An 18959-nucleotide genomic window follows, 5' to 3' on the forward strand; every position below is an offset into this window, starting at 1 on the left:
CCGCCGGAGGCCTCAACTTTATTCAGCCAGGGTTTGAACCCCCACTGAATGGAATACCAATGTGCATTCATCTCACCACTCCTTACACATGTGGGAGACTTCTGCTGAATGAAGTTATATTCTTAATTTCCAAATTCAATCAACAGCATCGTTTCGCTTCATATATTCACTAGTTTTTTATTAATATAACTAAAAATAACTTACTTTATGGGTACAAATTGCATACAAATCAGCATTCGGCGGTCTATTTGTATTGGTCATCGTATTTATTTCTTCTGACGGAATCATAGTGAAACTACCATACTATATAATATTTGTAAAATAGGTTATTTTACCTACTTACATGGTTTTTGATATAATGACGTTCATTTTAGAATGATGGTCGGATGACCTCCGATTCTATTTCTTCTTTTTCCATCCTAAAATATTTGGAAAAATACCGAACACAAGAGAAAAAGACATGGAACTTACCGGACAAAGGATAAATGGATATTGGATGAATAATGCCGATAGGATGCCTTCCTATTTTTCCATAAAAAAACCGAAGGCATGTCGGAGAACAAACAAGAAGAACCTTCGGGTTTAAAACATTATGTTTTTTTAAGGGCCGTTCATTTTTATAAAGATGTTATGATAGAACAATCTTTTGTCATTTCCTTTAATGAAACAGCATTGGGAAAGTATGAAAACTCTCGTGAGTTTTTCAGCATATCCAATAGGGCAAAGCCGTAAAAAGCGGTGTTATACTCCAAAGAACCATATAGATTGGGGGACGCGCGCCCACATTCCACTCTAAATCCCTTTCTAGCTATGCAAACTCCCTTTCAACCAGGCGCGTGGACGGTATGGTCCTACCGGGATTTGGATCAAGCAGGTTTTTCCTTTCGAATCAATCCTGTAAAGTTCATCACAATGGTTCACGTCAAATCCTAGCAGTGGATGCCCTCCCATCCCTAAAGCACACGATACCAAGAGCAAGCGTTGTACGAGGATGCCTGCTTCCATCTGTTGAATACGATATCCTCTATATCCCCATTCTTCCCTGAGATGATTCCTTTCTCCAACAACATGCAAACAAAGCGGAACTTGATACAAATTCACATTGGGCATTGTTAATCCATTTTGAAAAAACCCCCGGTGATCCCCTTGGTTTATTTTTCGAAGTGTGTGAGTGTTATTGTCATAAGAGTAGGCACCATCTGGAACTCCCTCTACGTTATAAAAACTGCCGTACAAAGAAATACGAGTCTCAATATTTCCATCCGTTTCATCAAGGTCATTCTGATACGAGAAAGAAAGTGTTTCTTTCAATAAAGTGGATAATTGTGTTTGACTCACTTTCCCCATCATAAAATCGATATCTGGTGAATGCCGTTTCCTGCAAATGGATGCGAAATCGTATGAAAAGCTCTCCGTAAACGGTAGCAAGATCATCTCTGTACCAAAGATATGTCTCGGACTATTATCTTTCCTAATCTTCACAAATGACTCCGTTGTTTCAATCAGTGAAGCTTCATTAATTTTCCTCAGCATCGGATAATCAATGACTCTCTTTGAACGATTATAGGTAACATGCTTCAATGGTGGTATTTCCCGGCACAGTTCATTGGCTAAAGAAGCTTCTTCTCTGTGATAATCGGCGTCCAGACAATCGTTCAGCTGTTTTATAGACAATGGGACCACCGCATATACACTTTCATCCTGATCGGACAGCCCGAGCAAATGATTGATCGCCCGATCAAGAAATTGGTAGCATACCTGTGAAGAGAAGCCCATCCGACTGGCAACTTCTAACGATTGCCCAATTACCACACCTGCGTCCAGCCCTTGAAGCCTGTAAGAAAAATTATTGTATTTATAGAAATTTTTCCAAAAAACCGTCGAGACAAAAACGGTGCAAAAACAGTCAGCAATACCAAAGCCATTCTCCAAACTTCTGGATAAGTAGAAATCGTAATTTCCTTCGCGCACTAATATAAGGCGGTGATGTGCAACATCGTAATGGTAAATTCCCTCTGGAGCTTCTTCCAGCTTAATATACACGTATAATTCATTAGGGTACAGTGCCCCTCCAGAGGGAACAAACCTCCGTACCGACTGGGCTTTTCCCTCATACAAAGCGGATTGAGAGTATTGAGTAAGCCCGTATACATACCATAGAAAATGACCAACCTCCTCTAGTCCAGGCTTTAGATATTCTCCCCTTCTCTCAAGTGTCAAAGGCATATCTGCGGTAAGCGGAATCTCTGATAATCCCCGGTACAGTTTATAGGGGAGCGGTGCGTCTTCCCAATCCACTTGCCAATCTGGCGGAGAGACTTTTTCCGTGTCAAAATGCAGATAATGCAGATACGTTTCCAGCTCCACTATTTAGCCTCCTGCTCTACCATTATGGGAATGGATGGGGATTTGGATTTAACTGTTCGTACGATAACGGTTCCTTCATAAATCCTAGTTGCATTGGTACCCTGAGCACCCTCTCGAGCCCTTTCACACGGGTTAGATGATGTCCAAATGTCATTGGTAACATTCCAGGAATCAATACCTTTACACAGAATAACCCGTTCCGTTCTGTTATTGGGCTTGTTTGGTCAACCACAATGACTTCAAGATTTAATCGACGGAACCTATTAAGAATATCCTGGAGATCATCCTTTAAATCATTATTTATCGGTGGTTGCTTGAATTCCTCAGCAAATGTACGTAAAGGACGTTGGTCATGCAATAAAAAATTCAGATGTTCCTCTGCTTCCGGGAGACCATACAGCAAGCCATGGTCTTCCATCGTCCGCACAGCAAATGGATCCTTCAGCATCCCTTCATACTTTTGTCGGCTCTCCTCCAGTTTTTTGTCATGCCTAGACATCATTCCTGCGAGCTCGTAAATCGTGCTTTTTATAGCCCTTACAGGATCAGGATTAGCTCCTCCTGCACAAATGAGGTTTAACCCTTTTGTTTTTCTGTTTTTTGCCAGTCCCCAAACGCTCGGAATCCCATGTTCCATCGTCGAATTATATAAATGAAGGTCATATCCCGCCACCTCATGCACCCGATTGACCATGAGCTGTAATTCCTTGTCACCCGCAGAGCTAAGATCAATGCGTGGAAGGGGAAGCTGAGCATACCAGGTTAACAAGAATGAGTCACGTTCGACGACCTCCATAATGGCATGGAATATGGCTTCCTCCAAACTCCCTCCCACCGCACACCCATTTGAAGTTTCATAAACAAAGCCCTCTCCATAGCCCAAACTGTAATAGGCAAGCAACTCTGGCACCAAAATAGGGCGTTCTTGTAAAAACGAGTAGCCCCAGACCCAATTTATTGGGATATCAGGCTGAAACAGCTTAAATGGAAAATGAGGTTTTTCATATTGTTCCTTATCATGTAAGCCTACTCTTGTAGGATTTAGCGCTTGATTCTCTAATTGCTGATAACTCTCACGTACTACCGTCCTTTTTCCTTTGGGCCCAAGCCCACAATATCGCTCTAGACCTTCTAAGATTGCAGTCAGCTCACTCATTTCATAAGAATTAGACCTTCCTGCCACTCCCTCATCCGCTCCAAATAGCGGCATGTTGACTATAACATCAGCAAACGGCAACGTGAAATCCTGTATTTTTCTATTCATAATACCTGTACGATGATCAAGATAATCTCTGACTAACCCTTCTTTTAATTCATCCATCGAACGGCAGCGATAGCCACTAGCGGGAATTTTAGGACTAGATTTTAAGCGAATTTGGGCTATATCTGGTGTGTCATCAGGTAATTGACTACAGATCGGACATAGTGGGTCAGGCAAAAAAAGGTGACTAGAGTTCGTTAATGTTCTCAAGTTAGTAATGAAGACCTTTTCTTCCAAATAGCTGGTTTGTCTTTGAAAAAACCTCTGCACTTCGTCACATATCAAAGTTGCCATTTGCGATAATCCCAGCCGTGATGCCCATGCATCCCGCATCGCACTTTCTTTTGCTGCCATTCCCATCTGAAGCTCCCACATTTCTTGGCTATCTGCTCCAGCTATCATGCGCCGTAAGTCAGCACAGCGGGAACATCCCGGTTTATTCGGGTGTACGAATGGACCTATGATCCCTTCGCCAAACAAAACGAAACCCCGAAACCACGGGATGCCCATGGATCGGAATCTTTCTTCCGCCTGTTGATGAACTGATGGATGCCAGGCATCGTGCAGCACCAGAACTAGTTTTGTGTCTTCGGGAACCTCTTCCACTATGCTTTTTTGACGCTTAACGATGAAGCTTTCAGACAATTGATCCTGAACAAAATCCGCCAATAATCCCTGTCCTTTAATTAAAATCTGGGTAGCCATTAGGATACCCCCTCTCTTACCTGCACACCAAACACCCCTGCCATTTTCTGTTTTAAAAAAGGTTCGAATGTAAGATCATAAACTAATAAACGTTTGTTGTTTTGGTTCAGGATCTGAATGGAAGATTGCAATAGCTCAGATTGCGACAATTGATCAGAAGAAGGGATATCCAGTTTGCTCTCCTTATTTTTCAGAAAAACCGCTGACTCTATCTCTTGCCTCATGATGGAATGCTCCTGGCTTTGAAAGTCCAAAAGTGCTTGTTTTAGTGTATTTCGCATAGCTATTGTCGTATTTAAACCTACACTTGAATACCAACGGCCATTCGATCTTACACTTATCACCGGGAAGCCTAATATATCCTCTTTCAAGCCGATTGTTGGGGAACTGTTCAAGGTAGTCAGGGTATTTAAATAAAATCTGCATGATTTATCTTTTATTGATCCTATTTGCATATGAAATATCGTATTCAGTTGATCACTTTTTCTTTTTCTCAATTCTTCATTTAAATAGACTTGCAGCCCTCGACAAACCGCCTCTTCTATTGTTTCCCCTGCTCCGATCCCTACAAATCTCTCAGTTATACTCATGCTAATCCGATCATTCTGTTTTTTGAATTCCAACGAATCGATTATTTGTGAAACATACATTTCAATGCCAATTAAGCCCGCTTCTCTTTTTGTTTCTTCATGTGTTAGGCCGGCACAAACAACTTCTGGCAGGAGCTCTGCCGGTCCCTCAGACATTGGATTAACAGGTTGAACAGAGCACAGTGCAAGTGGAAGCTGTGGCAGATTTCGTTCCTCCCATGTATGGAAAATGCCCGTCTTTTCGGATGTTAATTGGGCGAAATGTCCCAGGAGGTTACTCCGCGGGTTATCCCTGTGCGATTCCTGTTTAAGCCTTACACCAAGATCTTCAACAAGTTCGGGAGTAAAACTTCTAGATGTAACCAACGGATGTGTGAGGAATGAAAACCAATCACCTTCCAGCGTCTCGAGATCAAGCAGGTAAATTTGATTACTCTTATTTGAATCAGCCATTCCTATAGCATTCTTAAATAATTCGAAGACAGTGACATTCGCTAGGATGGATCCCGTTGTTGGAGAGTATGGCTGAGACCGCTGTTCTCCACGCAATGAAGATTGATGGATTCGACGCCATGAGGACTCCCAACACCCTTCCAATTCCGGGTGAACTATTGGACCACTGAGCCCCACCTGCTGTAAATATATGGCCGGGATAAACGACTTCCCTTCCTCTTTACAAACTAGGTTAAGTTCCCTTAATTCATTTACATTTTCATTCTGCGAAACGTACACAATCCAATCATAAGGCTGCACAACTTCCCTCCAAGAGCAATTTCCCGCCTTTTTTTGACATTGCACCTCCGTTAACTCTACATCTGAATCCGTCTTCTTGGCATTCTGCACCAGTTCGTTCAGCCGCAGACGATTTGTAGGAATGGAATCCGTTACCATGACATTCACTTTAGGAATTCCTGATTCTAATAATGCTGAAACCAATGAAACTAGAAAAGGGCCTGATCCAACAGTCAGCACTTTAGCCTGACGGTATTTTTGAAAACGATACGGAGCGGATTCCACGAAACTTTCTATAAACTCAATTTGCGATGCATACTTTTCAAGAACAGAACTATTTAATTGATGGGGAGTATCTTTGCTTACATCCCCAACAAAACCATTTTTATACAGAGTTTCCCCAATTTCATAAACCCTGTTCCGATATGGTGACGTTAGTCCATCTGTTAATTCTCCCATTGTTTTCTCTCCGTTAAACATCGGTATCAACTTTTCAATCCACTGATAAATTGTATTTCCTTCTAACCTGAATGAGCTTAAATTATTTCGAAAATACACACCGCCCTTAGAATCAGGGAGGAAAAATGTATCCCTTTTCACCTTCAACCGTGTGAACGAGTTAAGTTTTGACATTCAGCTCCTCCTTATTCCTCATCATTACGAATTGTTCACTATCATTTTATGTACTTTTAGCTGTCCAATATGATAAAGGAAAAGTGCAAGCGCCCGATTAGCGATGTATACTGAAGTAACTCCGACGAGATAAAGGAAACATGGACAAAGCTGCCGATGTTGACTTGTTGTAAGAAGAAAACACGAAGTTTACCAGTCGCTGAGTGCTGGAACTACACAGGGAAAAGTTATGCACAGTAGTAAACTTTTCAGTTTCCCATACACTTCAGAAAAGAAATGCCTTGCACGAGATCATGCAAAGGCAATTTCTTTTCATAAAATAACCATTTTTTTCTTTTGACCTAAATAAAGAATCCTCCAAAACAGCCAAGACCAAAACCAAAGCAACCAAAACAACCACCGCAGCGAAAACAACCGCCACAACGAAAACAACCACCACAACGACCAAATTGCCTACTGTCAAACTGAAGCGGAACTTGGCTGTAATAATCCATAGGAATTAATTCACCGACATGGTAATTACCCATTGGCAATCCCTGTAAATCATTTTGAAACTGCTGCATTTGTTTCCCCCCTTTGTATTTAAAAATTAGGGCAAACCGGAGAGTTGACTTAAATAATAGAGTGTTTTGCGTAATTAATTAACGTCTATCTCTTCAACAAAATATGATGCTTTTAGGTTGTTGTTACTAATGTAAGAGCCTATTTCCCGTTGACCGTATTAAAAAAGGCCGTTTTAATTCTTAATAACGGGGCATTAGCTATTCCAAATAATTTTTAATCAACTGCGCCTTGGTATATTTGCACCCAGGTTTTATCGAGCTCCGCTCAATAAATTTTCCCTCTGAAAATCTATGGCATCCGTTGGAAGCTTTAACCGTATTCAGCCTGGTTTTGAAACCCTACTGAATGGATACCATTATGCTTTCATCGCACCACTTACAGAAGTCGAAGACTTCTGTTGAACAAAGTAAATAGATCAACATGTTGTGGGGAAAATAAACTTTTTTCATCTATATAAGTTGAACTGAAGTTTTCTTCTTCTACTGCCCATATTTGGGTTCAGTTCCGTACAATTAAAGATTTTTCAGTCAAAAAGACACAGCATATAAAAATACTGTCTGAATTTAGGCATATACTGTCCAAAGATTGGAGGATACTATCCGGGATTCAAAAATACTGTCCAGGATTCAAGAATATAATCCAGAAATCAAAAATACTATCCGGGATCCCAAAATACTGTCTGAAACCAGGAAATCCTACTGCACTTGTTTCAAAATCATCCTCTGTAAAGTGCAACTCTTTTGTTCAAGCCATATATATGAAATTACGCGTATTATTCCCCATGAAATCCGACCTTTTTTTGCTGTTTTTAGTCAGTATGCCGTAAGAGTTGGGGTTGGGATTGACATTTTTCTTTTTCCCCAGTGTTCGTATTTGTCCAAGCCCCATATGCATAATTTAAGAATAGTTCAAGATAAGAGGAATTGGCACGAAAGCTGGAACTTGTGGTGGGAATGTCTTAGTTTTTCATCTATTTGAAAATCTGTGGGGAAATACAAAAAATGGGGGAATCTGGATGAGTATAAATGATGATATTTCACCCAATTTCAGGAGGAACTGCAGCAATCCATACTGTAATAATCCAAATTGTCGATGCGGTGAACAATGTAAATGCACATCTGATAACCAATGTAGCGCAATGGATGACCATTCTCTCCAAATAGGTCTTACTAAATTTGTAGACGAACTTCCCATCCCACCTGTTTTACAACCCCGCGAGAAAAATAAATTTTATACTTATTACGAAGTAAATATGACTGAGTTCAAGCAATCACTTCACAAGGAATTAAATGATACAACAGTTTGGGGATATGAAGGCAATTATCCAGGGCCTACAATTGAAGTAAACAGTGGAGAAATCGTGTTTATTAAATGGATGAACAACCTTCCAGATAAGCACTTGCTCCCTGTAGACTATACAGTACATGGCGCTGGTATGGATGTACCGGAAGTCCGCACAGTAGTTCACCTCCACGGTGCTTGTGTGGAGTGGGAAAGCGACGGCTATCCAGAGGCTTGGTTTACAAAAGGATTTCAGCAAGTCGGTCCCTATTTCAGAAAACAAATTTATCGATATGATAATTGCAACTCGGCTTGCACACTTTGGTATCATGATCATACTCTCGGTATCACCAGGCTCAATATTTATGCGGGATTAGCAGGGTTTTATTTTATTAGGGACCAACGTGAGCGATTATTAAATTTACCGTGCGCCAAGTATGAGATTCCTCTTATGCTGCAAGATAAATCTTTAAATAAAGATGGCTCTCTTTTTTATCCGAAACAACCGGACCCACCTGTTCCAGAATTAGAAACATCGATTATTCCTGAATTTTTTGGGAATACAATTGTAGTAAACGGCAAAGTACATCCGTTTTTAAAAGTTGAACCGCGCAAATATCGCTTCAGACTGCTAAACGGATCCAACAGCCGATTCTTTAGGATTAAGCTCGATTCGGGACAGCTTCTATATCAAATTGCAACAGATTCAGGGTTCATGGAATATCCGATAGGTGTCAAAGAAATCTTATTAGCACCTGCAGAACGAGCGGAGATAATAGTTGATTTTACAAATCTCGAGGACAAACATATTATTATGAAAAACGATGCTCCTACCCCTTTCCCTACAGGAACTCCACCGGATGAAAACACTGGAACAGTCATGAAGTTTGCAGTAACTCTTCCCCTTTCTAGTGTCGATACCAGCACTATTCCGACTAATATGGCTCCTTTTCCTAAGATAAATGAACAGTTATCTTCAAAGTCAAGGTACCTTACATTAAATGACAACAGAGACCGTTATGATCGGGAATTCATGCTGCTCGATAATAAGGAGTGGAGAGCCCCCATATCTGAAAATCCAAAACTGGGATCGACCGAAATATGGTATCTTATTAATTTAACTAGCGATACACATCCTATCCATCTTCACTTAATCGATTTCCAAATAATAGATCGGAGAAATTTCGACGTAGACAAGTTTAACAAAGAGGGAGTGATCCATTATACGAGTCCAGCGATGCCTCCCGAGCCGCAAGAACGAGGATGGAAGGATACCGTAAGAGCCAATCCCAAACAAGTCACTCGAATTATTATGAAGTTTGGTCCTTTTACAGGACTATATGTTTGGCACTGTCACATCTTGGAGCATGAGGATTATGAAATGATGAGACCGTATATTGTTGTCCGTTGACAAAACAGGCAAACTTATAGAAGGTTCTCTCTTCGATATAGCGAGATTGTGAAACAGGAGGAGAAAGAGATGTCCCATAGTAGTCTTGTATAATATGGAACATCTCTTATTTTTTATGTCTTGATGCATTTCAAACCAACCTTCGATGGAGAAAATTGGATTAAATAACTCTTGAAAAAAACAATCATTCGCAGCCTTATCTATGCCTCAACCGTTTTCCAGTAATACTCTATTTCTCCATTTAATTATTTCCTTACCTTCATATTGCTTATCAAAGGATATTTTCTTCCTATGGTTTGAAACTGGCTAACACTTGATATTGGACAACGAGCAAGTTTCAGAAACTTTGTAAGCTTAGTGAATTTCAGCCTAAAAAAATCGGATTCCTGCACGCTAAGGAATCGACTTTTTATGTTTGACTTGTTAAGTTTTTAATCCCTTTTATTCTGCTTCTGCTGTTCTAGAGGATTTAGGTAAATCAATTCCCATAATATCCCCAGACAGCAATTTTACTTCCGGTAAGTCTCTTAAGCGCGGATGAAGCATCCAAACAATAGAAACAATTAATAAACCAATTCCGGTCAAGGAGAATGTTAGTGTACTGCTTGTTATACTAGATACATAGCCACCTGCAAGTGAACCAATTGGCATCGCAACTGCACTCATACTGCCAGATACTGTATTTAATCGTCCTAGCAGGTGTTGTGGGACAACGGTTTGCATTGTTGTTGCAAAAATGACATTCGTGCCACCAATTGGTATCCAGGCAAGGGCGAAGCATATTATAGCAATATATGTTGATGGAACCAAAGCGGCAAGTATCCAAAATACTGCACTAATGCAAAAGGAAATTATTACAAAAAAACCTAGTCGGAATTTCCCCATCCAAGCTCCGCACAATGCACCTATTAATCCGCCTACAGACATAGCCGCCAAATAAAAACCATAATAGATTGGACCACCCTGAGCATCTGCAAGAGATGGCAATATAGCCATTGCGGCTCCAATACAAAAGTTTGCCACAATCGATCCAATTAAAAATGTTGCAATTAAAAATGTTGCAATTAATGAGCGAAAGACGATGGCGAACCCCTCTTTTAAGTCAGTCAAGTATTTAGGAATCTTACCAGTTTTATATTCCTTTTGTTCATCCTTTATAGAAGGAAATTTTAATAAGCTAAACAACATTGCTGCAATGGCAAAAATAATGGAATCTGATATATATAAGAAGGTAACTCCTAAAAAAGCAACAAGTATACCTGAGATGGCATTAAAGACTAAATCGATTCCCTGATAGGCAAATGCAAAATAAGAATTCCCTTTGATAAGTTCTTTTTTTTCTAAGATCATCGGCAGTGCCTTTGTTTGAGATGGATATGCAAATTGCTGAATAAATGAAGCGATAGGCATAATACATAATACAAGTTGGACCGTTAACAAATCAAAATGATAGGTTATAGGGATGATGAGGATAAGCAACGTCTGCAGAATTTGGGTTGTAATTAATGTTTTCTTGACTGGCCAGGTATCAACAAACGGACCAGTAATAAATTGTAGAGATGAAGGCAAAAGAGTTAAAAATCCAGCGAGACCAGAGTAAAAGGCATTTCCCCCCAGTTTATAGACAAGCCACATCGTTGCGACATAATACAGGCTATCCCCAATGTTTGTGACCACCCTGCCAAATAGCAAAAACAGGTAGTTCCTATTTTTGAAAAGGGGCATCTCAACGCCTCCCACTCTATTCTTTTTTATCTGTCTGAAAGCCAATGGTGGTGATATAATAGCTGTTCTTAACTGAGCTGGTATTCTTTCCCATATGATCTAATTCTTTTATCAAGGCTTCATATTTCTTTTTCCATTGTTTAAATTGTTCTTCCGTCGCTTCAAGCTCCCAAGTAGTTGAAATAAAGCTTCGTTCTAGAGGATCTTCATTCGGTTTCTTTGTTTCAAATGCATCAAGAGGTGCAGTTTTAACTGCTTGCTTTGCTCTTTCTAGAATCCCATACATTAATTGTTTTGTTGCATTACCGACTTCCGTTCTTTGGGGAAGAAGTTCCTCAGAAATTTGAAAATCAGAAGCCACTGCCTGATAAAATTTCTGTACAATCCCATTTTTTTCTTCTGTTTTAACGATTTCTATTAACTTATTTTTTTCCAAATCTTTGAGATGGTAATGTACCTTTCCCCGAGGGATATCTAGTATTTCTGATAGCTGTTTCCCAGTATAAGGACGCATTACTAACTGCATCATGATTTTTGCACGAAGCGGGTCACTTAATGCCTTAAGCTGTTGGAGATTATCAATAATCATATTATTTTTCATATAAAGACCTCCTGACGTTTAAAAAAATCAAACGGTCAGTTTTATTTGACGGTATATTAGCACATAATAAAATAGTTGTAAAGGTATTTCGGATTATTGTGGAAATTAACATAAATTGTTATTAATTAAATTCTCCAAGGCGAATTTACCCCCACTGAATGGAATACCGATATGCATTTACGGGAGTGAGAGATTTCGGCTGAATAAGGTCAAACGGGACAGGTTGATTAATATGATCTATATTTATTGATAGGAAGGAGGAATATTATGAAAGTAAAAATCGCAAATGTTTCTGATGCACCATTAATACATGATTTAATGATTCAAGCTTTTATGGAATATAGAGATGAAAATCCTCCTTCAAGTGCCTTAGAGGAGACCGTGCAATCAATATCCAATGCGTTAAAAAACGGAGAAAGAGCTTTAATTGGATTTGACAATACTGAACCGGTTGGGATGGTACGTTTTCAGGTAAAAGACGAGGGATTATATTTTTACAGGCTTTCCGTTATTCCAGAGAAGCAAGGGCAAGGTATTGCGAAAAAAATATTAAAATCACTAGAGGATTATGCAACCAAAATAGGAGTAACTACAGTACTGTGCAAAGTGCGTTTGACGGTTCCGAAAAATATAAAGCTATATAGATCGATAGGCTACATCCATTATGACGAGGAAGTCGTACATAAACCTAATGGTACAAGTATTAAAGTTGGTTCTATGAAGAAACTTCTTTAGATTTTCAATTAATGTAGGAAGACGAAGCGTTAGTGCAACAAGGGGCTAAAAAGAACATCTCTACACTATTTTTCTAATTAAAAAGAGAGCAAATGCAGTTGGGATGGCTGCTGGAAAGCCGATTCCCTCTATTCCTTTGTTCTCTTAAATCGCCTATACCTCCTTTGAATTTCCATATTCCATTACATCCTGCCCCCCCAGATCCTTTAACCTAGTAGGAATTAAGAAACTGTAAATTTGATTAATGGGGGCATTGCTGAAAGGTTAGTTAATCACTTACCACATGTTGCTTCGTCTGGTTAAATCTATTGTAATTGAAATTAAAAGGCTATTTAAAATGATTTCACATCCTATAACTTCCTTTTCAGGCTATCTGAACCCTAAATTGAGATATGATTTTGGGTTTGCGTGCTTATGCTTTTGCAACTTATCGGATAACCTAGAGAAACTTTATTATTATAGACTCGAGAACCGTTCAGATATTTCTCAATCAACTACATGATACCGCCCTTTTGGAATAACTAATGGAGTATTGGAAATTGGATCTGAAATGACAACACAATTTAAATCAAAGACTGATTTTACTAGATCACTTGTTAGAACTTCAGTAGGTGTTCCTTCTGCTATAAGCTGTCCTTTTTTCACTGCAAAAATACAGTCCGCATAACGTGCTGATAAATTAATATCATGCAATACCATAACAATAGTTGTACCGTACTTACGATTTAAATTTGTAAGTAAGTCCAGTATTTCTACCTGATAAGTTATATCTAAAAAAGTCGTTGGTTCATCTAGAAGTAAAATATCTGTTTGTTGCGCAAGTGCCATTGCAATCCATACACGCTGGCGTTGGCCACCTGAAAGCTCATCAATATCGTGATTCGCAAATTCTTGGATATTCATAAACTCCATAGCTTCTTCTACAGCTTCATAATCTTTTTTCGACCATCCACTGAATAAAGACTGGTGTGGAAACCTTCCTCGACCAACTAAGTCGGCGACAGTAATTCCATCAGGTACTACAGGAGACTGAGGAAGGATTCCTAATAAACGTGCCAGTTGCTTTGGCGGGTATTTGTTGATAGCTTTGCCATCAAGTGTGACATTACCTTCCGTTGGTTTAATAAGTTTTGCCATTGTTTTTAAAAGTGTTGATTTTCCGCAACCATTTGCACCTATAATAACGCTAATTTTATTTTTGGGTACTTCAAGATCTATTCCTTGAAGAATAGTTTTATCATCATAGCCAGCAACAAGCTGCTCTACTCGAAAAACATGTGTATTGCTCATTACAATTCTCCTTTTCGGTTCATTCGGATTAGTAAGTAAATTAAATATGGTGCTCCAAGTAATCCCGTAATAACACCTACTGGGAACCTATATTCAAATGCAAACTGTCCAATTAAATCTGCAAATAATACAAGATTGGCTCCGACTAAACCTGCTGGAAGAATATTTGACGCACTGACACCAACTAGGCGATTTGCAATTGGTCCTGCTAAAAAAGATATGAAGGCAATTGGCCCAGTCGTTGCTGTAGCAATTGCAATTATAAATACGGAACTTCCAATTAAAATGATTCGTATTTTATCGGTCGCTACACCAAGTGATGCTGCCATTTGGTCACCTAATTCTAGCATACTTAACTGTTTGCCAAGTAATAGCATAATAGGCGTACATACAGCTACTATGATAATTAAAGGAAGTACTTCACTCATTTTTGAACCATTTAAACTACCACTTAACCATCTAAGTACCCCTGCAATATCTTGTTGCGCACTTTTTAGCATCAAATATGAAATGACCGCATCTAACATCGCTTGCATCCCAATCCCGATAATAATTAAACGTCCAATCGAAAATGATCGACCACGAGATAAAAAATACATGGCGATTACAATAATTAATCCTGCCATAACCGCCGCAATAGATATAGCTGTATTGCTTAAATGTAATACTGTAATACAAAATACTGCTGCCGCACTAGAACCTGATGTAATGCCTAAAATATTTGGATTGGCTAATGGATTTCGTAAAATGGTTTGAAAAATATAACCTGCCACGCCAAAAGCAAACCCTGCAAATAGTCCTGTAATCATTCTTGGAAGTCGAATCGTATTAACTGCAAAATTAGCTCCAGCAATTTCTTCTCCCATTAAAGATCGAATAACCACATTCGCCGGATAAATCGTGTTTCCTAACAATAACATCGCACAACAAAGTACGACAGCTAAAATGGCTAATAAAGAGGTAACAAAAACCCAGCGTCTTTTTCTTTTACGCATACCTACCATCATAAAAATTACTTCACCAGATTGGTTTCTCATAATGACCTCACCTTCGATTTCTTTGCTAATAAGATGAGGATTGGTGCACCAATAAACGCTGTAATAATACCTACTTCAAGTTCCCCTGGACTTCCCAAGAGCCTGCCTACCACATCAGAAAATGTTAAAATAATCGCTCCTGCTAATGCTGACATAGGAATTAAAAAGCGTAAATCTGGCCCAATAACTAAACGCATTGCATGAGTAGCTAAAAGACCGATAAAACCGATTGGACCGGCTAAAGCAGTAGTTACTCCACATAAAATAACCCCTGCGCAAACTGCAAATACTCTCAATAAACCAGGTCGTACACCTAGACCTCTTGCAACATCGTCACCTAATGCTAATGCATTTAGTGCTGGCGCTGATACGAACGCTAGTATCATCCCTATTAGTAAAAAAGGAATAAAAATAGTGATTGAATTCCATGACCCTGAACCAACACTTCCTACTTGCCAAAACCTAAATTGATCCATCGCATATTGACTTGGAATCATAATTGCAGTTACAAGTGAAGAAAGAGCTGCAGTGGTTGCAGCTCCAGCTAAAACTAATTTTATTGGCGTTGCGCCACCACGCCCCATAGAGCCTATTCCAAAAACGAAAACTGTTGTTACGGCTGCTCCGATTAAAGCTAACCAAATATACTCACTGGCTGTAGTAATATTTATAAATGTAATACCACCCACTACAAACAGAGCTGCACCTGTATTAACACCTAAAATACTCGGGTCAGCTAATGGATTACGTGTCACAGATTGCATAAGTACACCCGCAATACCTAACGCTGCACCGCAGCACAAACTAAAAATCGTACGCGAAATTCGCTTTTGCACTACGTTTGCACCATAGGAATCATGATTTTGATAAAACAACCCATCGATTAATTCCTGAACGCTGACCACCCTAGCCCCTAAGACAAAAGAAGCTATGATTGTGACTATTAATAAAATTAGTCCCACCACTAAAATAAGTGAAAAATGCTTTGGTACTTGTAATTCAAGTTGCTTTGTTTTAGAAGCCGAAGTGCTATTCTTCAATTTTATCAATAGCTCCACCGATTAATTTTAGATATTCATCAATTGTATAAGCTATGGACAGTGGATTTGGAGTTCCTGCTGCTACTAATGGTGACTCGCTTGTAATAAATGCCACAGAACCTCTTTCAATTGCTGGAATTTTTCCTAGTATTGGATCTGCTTTAATTGTTTCATAAAGCGCATCATCACCATAACCAACAATTAAATCTGCATCAAATAAAGCTTCTGTATTCTCAGCACTCAATTCTAATGAGTAGCTCTTTGGATCTTTAATTAGTGCAGTCACACTTTCTGGATAAGTCAAACCCAACTCTTCTAAAAACGCTGCACGTGAATCAACTGGAGTATAAATGTGTAATTGAGATAAATCTTTCGCTGAAAAGTTAACCCATACGACTTTTTTACCATCAATTTGAGGGTAAGCACTTAGTTTTTCAGCAATTAATTGCTCTGTATCTTTAATAAGTTGCTCACCTTCTTCTTTCATACCCATACCTGTAGCATTGAGCTCAACTTGCTCACGCCATGTAGTTGCCCATGGGGCAATTGGGTAGGCAACAACAGGGGCAATTTCAGATAATGTTTCATATTCTTCTTCTGTAATACCAGAATATGCAGCAAGGATGACGTCTGGATTAGCATCAGCAATTGCTTCAAAATCTAAACCATCCGTATCTTGAAATACATTAGGATTAGTTTCTCCAAGTTCATCCAACTTTTCTTTTGTCCATGGTAATAATCCACTATCATCTTGAACACCAAAGTTTGCAGCTGAAAAACCAACTGGCACTACACCTAATGCTAAAGCAATATCATGGTTTGCCCATTGAATTGTTACAACTCGTTCTGGTTTGCTTTTGATAACAGCCTCACCTAAAGCATGGGTAATAGTAATTGGATATTGAGAGTCTGTTTCCTTTGATGCAGCTGTCTTTGGTTTTTCTACATCATCTTTTGAAGACTGGCTAGAACAACCTAATAATGCAAGGGAAACTGTAATAATCAACATCAACATTAATAAAAACGTTTTTTTGTTTTGCATATATAATCCTTCCTATTTCTATATGTATTTGAGGTGCATCAGTCATGATAAAATCCATTAACACCATATATTGATAATGATTATCATTATCGAAAGTTTACCCCACATATAATGAACTGTCAATGCTATTTATATGATTACTAGATTAAATACCTCTTTTAAAAGTGCTTATTTTTCTCCTTGGATTTTTTATTATTATGAAGAGACCACAGCATATTTATCGGCTTACTGATTGATATACATTTTAGTTTTATTGACTACAAGTACTGCATCTTGGAAAGTTATAGAGTGCTGTTACACTCTATTCAAAAGTGCTGGGGTTTATCATTATTCTCCCGTTTGTCCGTATGGATGAAAACTCGCAGGTTATCGAAGAGCGACTAGGACGTGAAGATATTTAAACAACAATAGTCGCATATGGATAGTTAGTAATTTTGAGGTAGCTTATAAAGCAGAAGGTATCTTCTAATCAAATATCTACAGAGAAATTTATATAGCACTATCCAAAGCATTAAACATTTCGCAAAAATACTTCAGTTTTAATAATCATTGACTTTAGCACTAACTGAATATCTTTGGGGCTTTTGATGGTCGGATACTGTCGTTTTCAATTTACTGATTCAATGTTGCAACAAAGTCTATTTTTTTTGCAACAAAACGAAAAATCATCGTAAGTTCTGAGAAGTGTTGCTACGCTATAAACAGAAAGGAGATCAACATGAAATTCAACTATATTTGGAAAAACAATCAACCATCTTCTGAAATTGAAATTACTAGTAATCCATCGAATAAAGAATTGCTTTCGACGTTTGAACAACGTTTTTTTCAACCTATGACATTATTCGCAACAGATCTCAAAACAAATCGTCAGGTTATGATTGAACTAAATGACATCGAAGTAATTGAAGCATCAGGCCATTTCACCAAAATCTTTTTAATAGATGGTACAGAACTATTTCTCAATAAAATTTTAAAAGAATTAGCTCACCTGGAGTCATTCGGATTAGTTAGAATCAACAATTCGATGATTTTGAATTTGAATCAAATACGCTCGTTTGCTTCGGGAAGCCATGCGAGATTGGAAGTTATTACAAAACAACAAAATAAGTATATTGTCAGTAGACACTATGCAAAGTCTATTAAGGAGAGATTGATATGATAAAAGACCTAAAAAATAGCTTTTTGCAGGGTTCATTTTTGGGGATGATTTGGATTGTTTTTTTAATTACTATTTTTAACCTTCATGAAGAAATCCCATTTCTTTATATTTGGAATTTAATTGGAATCAGTATTCTGATGGGGATTGTTTTTGGTATAGCTTATCCCTATTTGTGGAACTACTCTACATTCAAAGTAACAACTAAAATTATTATTAGTACTTTATTGAATTTTTTCTGTGGTATAGAAAGCGTATATCTTTTCTCACCGAAAGTATTTGAATTTGTCAAACCCTATTTGTTGCTAATTTTAGTGATAACGTTGATTGGTCATATCATCGGATTTTACTTTTTCTCAAAATATGAAAATAAAAAAATAGCGGATAGTTTGAATAAAGCGCTAAAAAAATAAGGAGTCGGAAATGAACATCAATACTAGCTTACAAATACTATTAAATGACATTGCAAAGAAACAAAAGAAGGGGCTTCCTTTTATTATGGCCTCGATATTTATTTGGGGAGTTATTACAATAATCACTTTGCTGCCTTTAGATTTAATAATAAAGAATATAGGCATTTTATCTTGTGGTGCATTGCTGTTTCCAGTTTCAATTCTTTGTGCCAAAATATTAAATGTTGATTTATTTTATAAAGAAAATCCATTAATTAATGGACTATTGATGGCAACAAACAATCAAGTTTTATATTTAATTACTCAACTTTCGCAGAGAGAAATTGGCAAATAAGCCTTGATGTAGTTGGGAAGGCCAGAGAACCACTGCTCAAGT

At 38.3% G+C, this 18959-nt stretch carries 15 protein-coding genes; 5 read left to right on the forward strand and 10 right to left on the reverse strand.

Annotated elements, in window-relative coordinates:
• Nucleotides 1–804: 804 nt before the first annotated feature.
• The 4 genes from H9631_RS17615 to H9631_RS17630 all read right to left on the reverse strand — a co-directional run bounded on the left by H9631_RS17615 (nucleotide 805) and on the right by H9631_RS17630 (nucleotide 6851).
• Entirely contained in the window at nucleotides 805–2367 is a 1563-nt protein-coding gene (locus H9631_RS17615; RefSeq protein WP_191815133.1) for a SagB family peptide dehydrogenase, read from the reverse strand.
• A 22-nt stretch (nucleotides 2368–2389) separates the two neighbouring features.
• Complete coding sequence (locus H9631_RS17620; protein WP_191815135.1) at nucleotides 2390–4333, reverse strand: TOMM precursor leader peptide-binding protein; 1944 nt, start codon at nucleotides 4331–4333, stop codon at nucleotides 2390–2392.
• Complete coding sequence (locus H9631_RS17625) at nucleotides 4333–6288, reverse strand: putative thiazole-containing bacteriocin maturation protein (protein ID WP_191815137.1); 1956 nt, start codon at nucleotides 6286–6288, stop codon at nucleotides 4333–4335. Before H9631_RS17625 ends, H9631_RS17620 begins: the two co-directional genes overlap by 1 nt.
• Nucleotides 6289–6629: 341 nt before the next feature.
• Nucleotides 6630–6851, reverse strand: coding sequence for a heterocycloanthracin/sonorensin family bacteriocin (locus H9631_RS17630; RefSeq protein WP_160708474.1), 222 nt, complete (start codon nucleotides 6849–6851; stop codon nucleotides 6630–6632).
• A 1160-nt stretch (nucleotides 6852–8011) separates the two neighbouring features.
• Between H9631_RS17630 and H9631_RS17635 the strand changes: the two genes are divergently transcribed.
• Nucleotides 8012–9544, forward strand: a complete 1533-nt coding sequence (locus tag H9631_RS17635) for a multicopper oxidase family protein (protein ID WP_191815152.1) — start codon at nucleotides 8012–8014, stop codon at nucleotides 9542–9544.
• Between the two features lie 441 nt (nucleotides 9545–9985).
• On the opposite strand, the gene H9631_RS17640 is transcribed toward H9631_RS17635, so the two are convergent.
• Together H9631_RS17640 and H9631_RS17645 are read right to left on the reverse strand one after the other, a co-directional pair.
• Entirely contained in the window at nucleotides 9986–11269 is a 1284-nt protein-coding gene (locus H9631_RS17640; RefSeq protein WP_191815138.1) for an MFS transporter, read from the reverse strand.
• A gap of 16 nt (nucleotides 11270–11285) precedes the next feature.
• Nucleotides 11286–11870 carry a winged helix-turn-helix domain-containing protein gene (locus H9631_RS17645; protein ID WP_160708470.1) on the reverse strand — a complete coding sequence of 195 codons (585 nt, stop codon included), beginning with the start codon at nucleotides 11868–11870 and terminating at the stop codon, nucleotides 11286–11288.
• Nucleotides 11871–12137: 267 nt separating this feature from the next.
• On the opposite strand from H9631_RS17645, the gene H9631_RS17650 reads away from it, so the two are divergent.
• Entirely contained in the window at nucleotides 12138–12605 is a 468-nt protein-coding gene (locus H9631_RS17650; RefSeq protein WP_191815140.1) for a GNAT family N-acetyltransferase, read from the forward strand.
• 486 nt (nucleotides 12606–13091) lie between these two features.
• On the opposite strand, the gene H9631_RS17655 is transcribed toward H9631_RS17650, so the two are convergent.
• The 4 genes from H9631_RS17655 to H9631_RS17670 are packed head-to-tail and all read right to left on the reverse strand — an operon-like array spanning nucleotide 13092 to nucleotide 17014.
• Nucleotides 13092–13895 (reverse strand): ABC transporter ATP-binding protein, encoded by an 804-nt coding sequence (locus H9631_RS17655; RefSeq protein ID WP_160708466.1) that lies wholly within the window; start codon nucleotides 13893–13895, stop codon nucleotides 13092–13094.
• Complete coding sequence (locus H9631_RS17660) at nucleotides 13895–14932, reverse strand: FecCD family ABC transporter permease (RefSeq protein WP_191815141.1); 1038 nt, start codon at nucleotides 14930–14932, stop codon at nucleotides 13895–13897. Before H9631_RS17660 ends, H9631_RS17655 begins: the two co-directional genes overlap by 1 nt.
• Nucleotides 14929–15972, reverse strand: coding sequence for a FecCD family ABC transporter permease (locus tag H9631_RS17665; RefSeq protein WP_191815143.1), 1044 nt, complete (start codon nucleotides 15970–15972; stop codon nucleotides 14929–14931). Before H9631_RS17665 ends, H9631_RS17660 begins: the two co-directional genes overlap by 4 nt.
• Nucleotides 15962–17014, reverse strand: a complete 1053-nt coding sequence (locus H9631_RS17670; RefSeq protein ID WP_191815145.1) for an iron-siderophore ABC transporter substrate-binding protein — start codon at nucleotides 17012–17014, stop codon at nucleotides 15962–15964. The genes H9631_RS17665 and H9631_RS17670 overlap by 11 nt, the downstream gene beginning before the upstream one ends.
• 718 nt (nucleotides 17015–17732) lie before the next feature.
• Between H9631_RS17670 and H9631_RS17675 the strand changes: the two genes are divergently transcribed.
• From H9631_RS17675 to H9631_RS17685, 3 genes are read left to right on the forward strand one after another with little or no spacing between them, the layout of a single operon-like run.
• Nucleotides 17733–18173, forward strand: a complete 441-nt coding sequence (locus tag H9631_RS17675) for a LytTR family DNA-binding domain-containing protein (protein WP_191815146.1) — start codon at nucleotides 17733–17735, stop codon at nucleotides 18171–18173.
• Nucleotides 18170–18583, forward strand: a complete 414-nt coding sequence (locus tag H9631_RS17680) for a hypothetical protein (RefSeq protein ID WP_191815148.1) — start codon at nucleotides 18170–18172, stop codon at nucleotides 18581–18583. Before H9631_RS17675 ends, H9631_RS17680 begins: the two co-directional genes overlap by 4 nt.
• Before the next feature lie 10 nt (nucleotides 18584–18593).
• Nucleotides 18594–18917 carry a DUF7010 family protein gene (locus H9631_RS17685; RefSeq protein WP_191815150.1) on the forward strand — a complete coding sequence of 108 codons (324 nt, stop codon included), beginning with the start codon at nucleotides 18594–18596 and terminating at the stop codon, nucleotides 18915–18917.
• Nucleotides 18918–18959: the final 42 nt, after the last annotated feature.

Source organism: Bacillus norwichensis (genome assembly GCF_014836955.1).
Taxonomy (GTDB): Bacteria; Bacillota; Bacilli; order Bacillales; family Bacillaceae_C; genus Siminovitchia; species Siminovitchia norwichensis.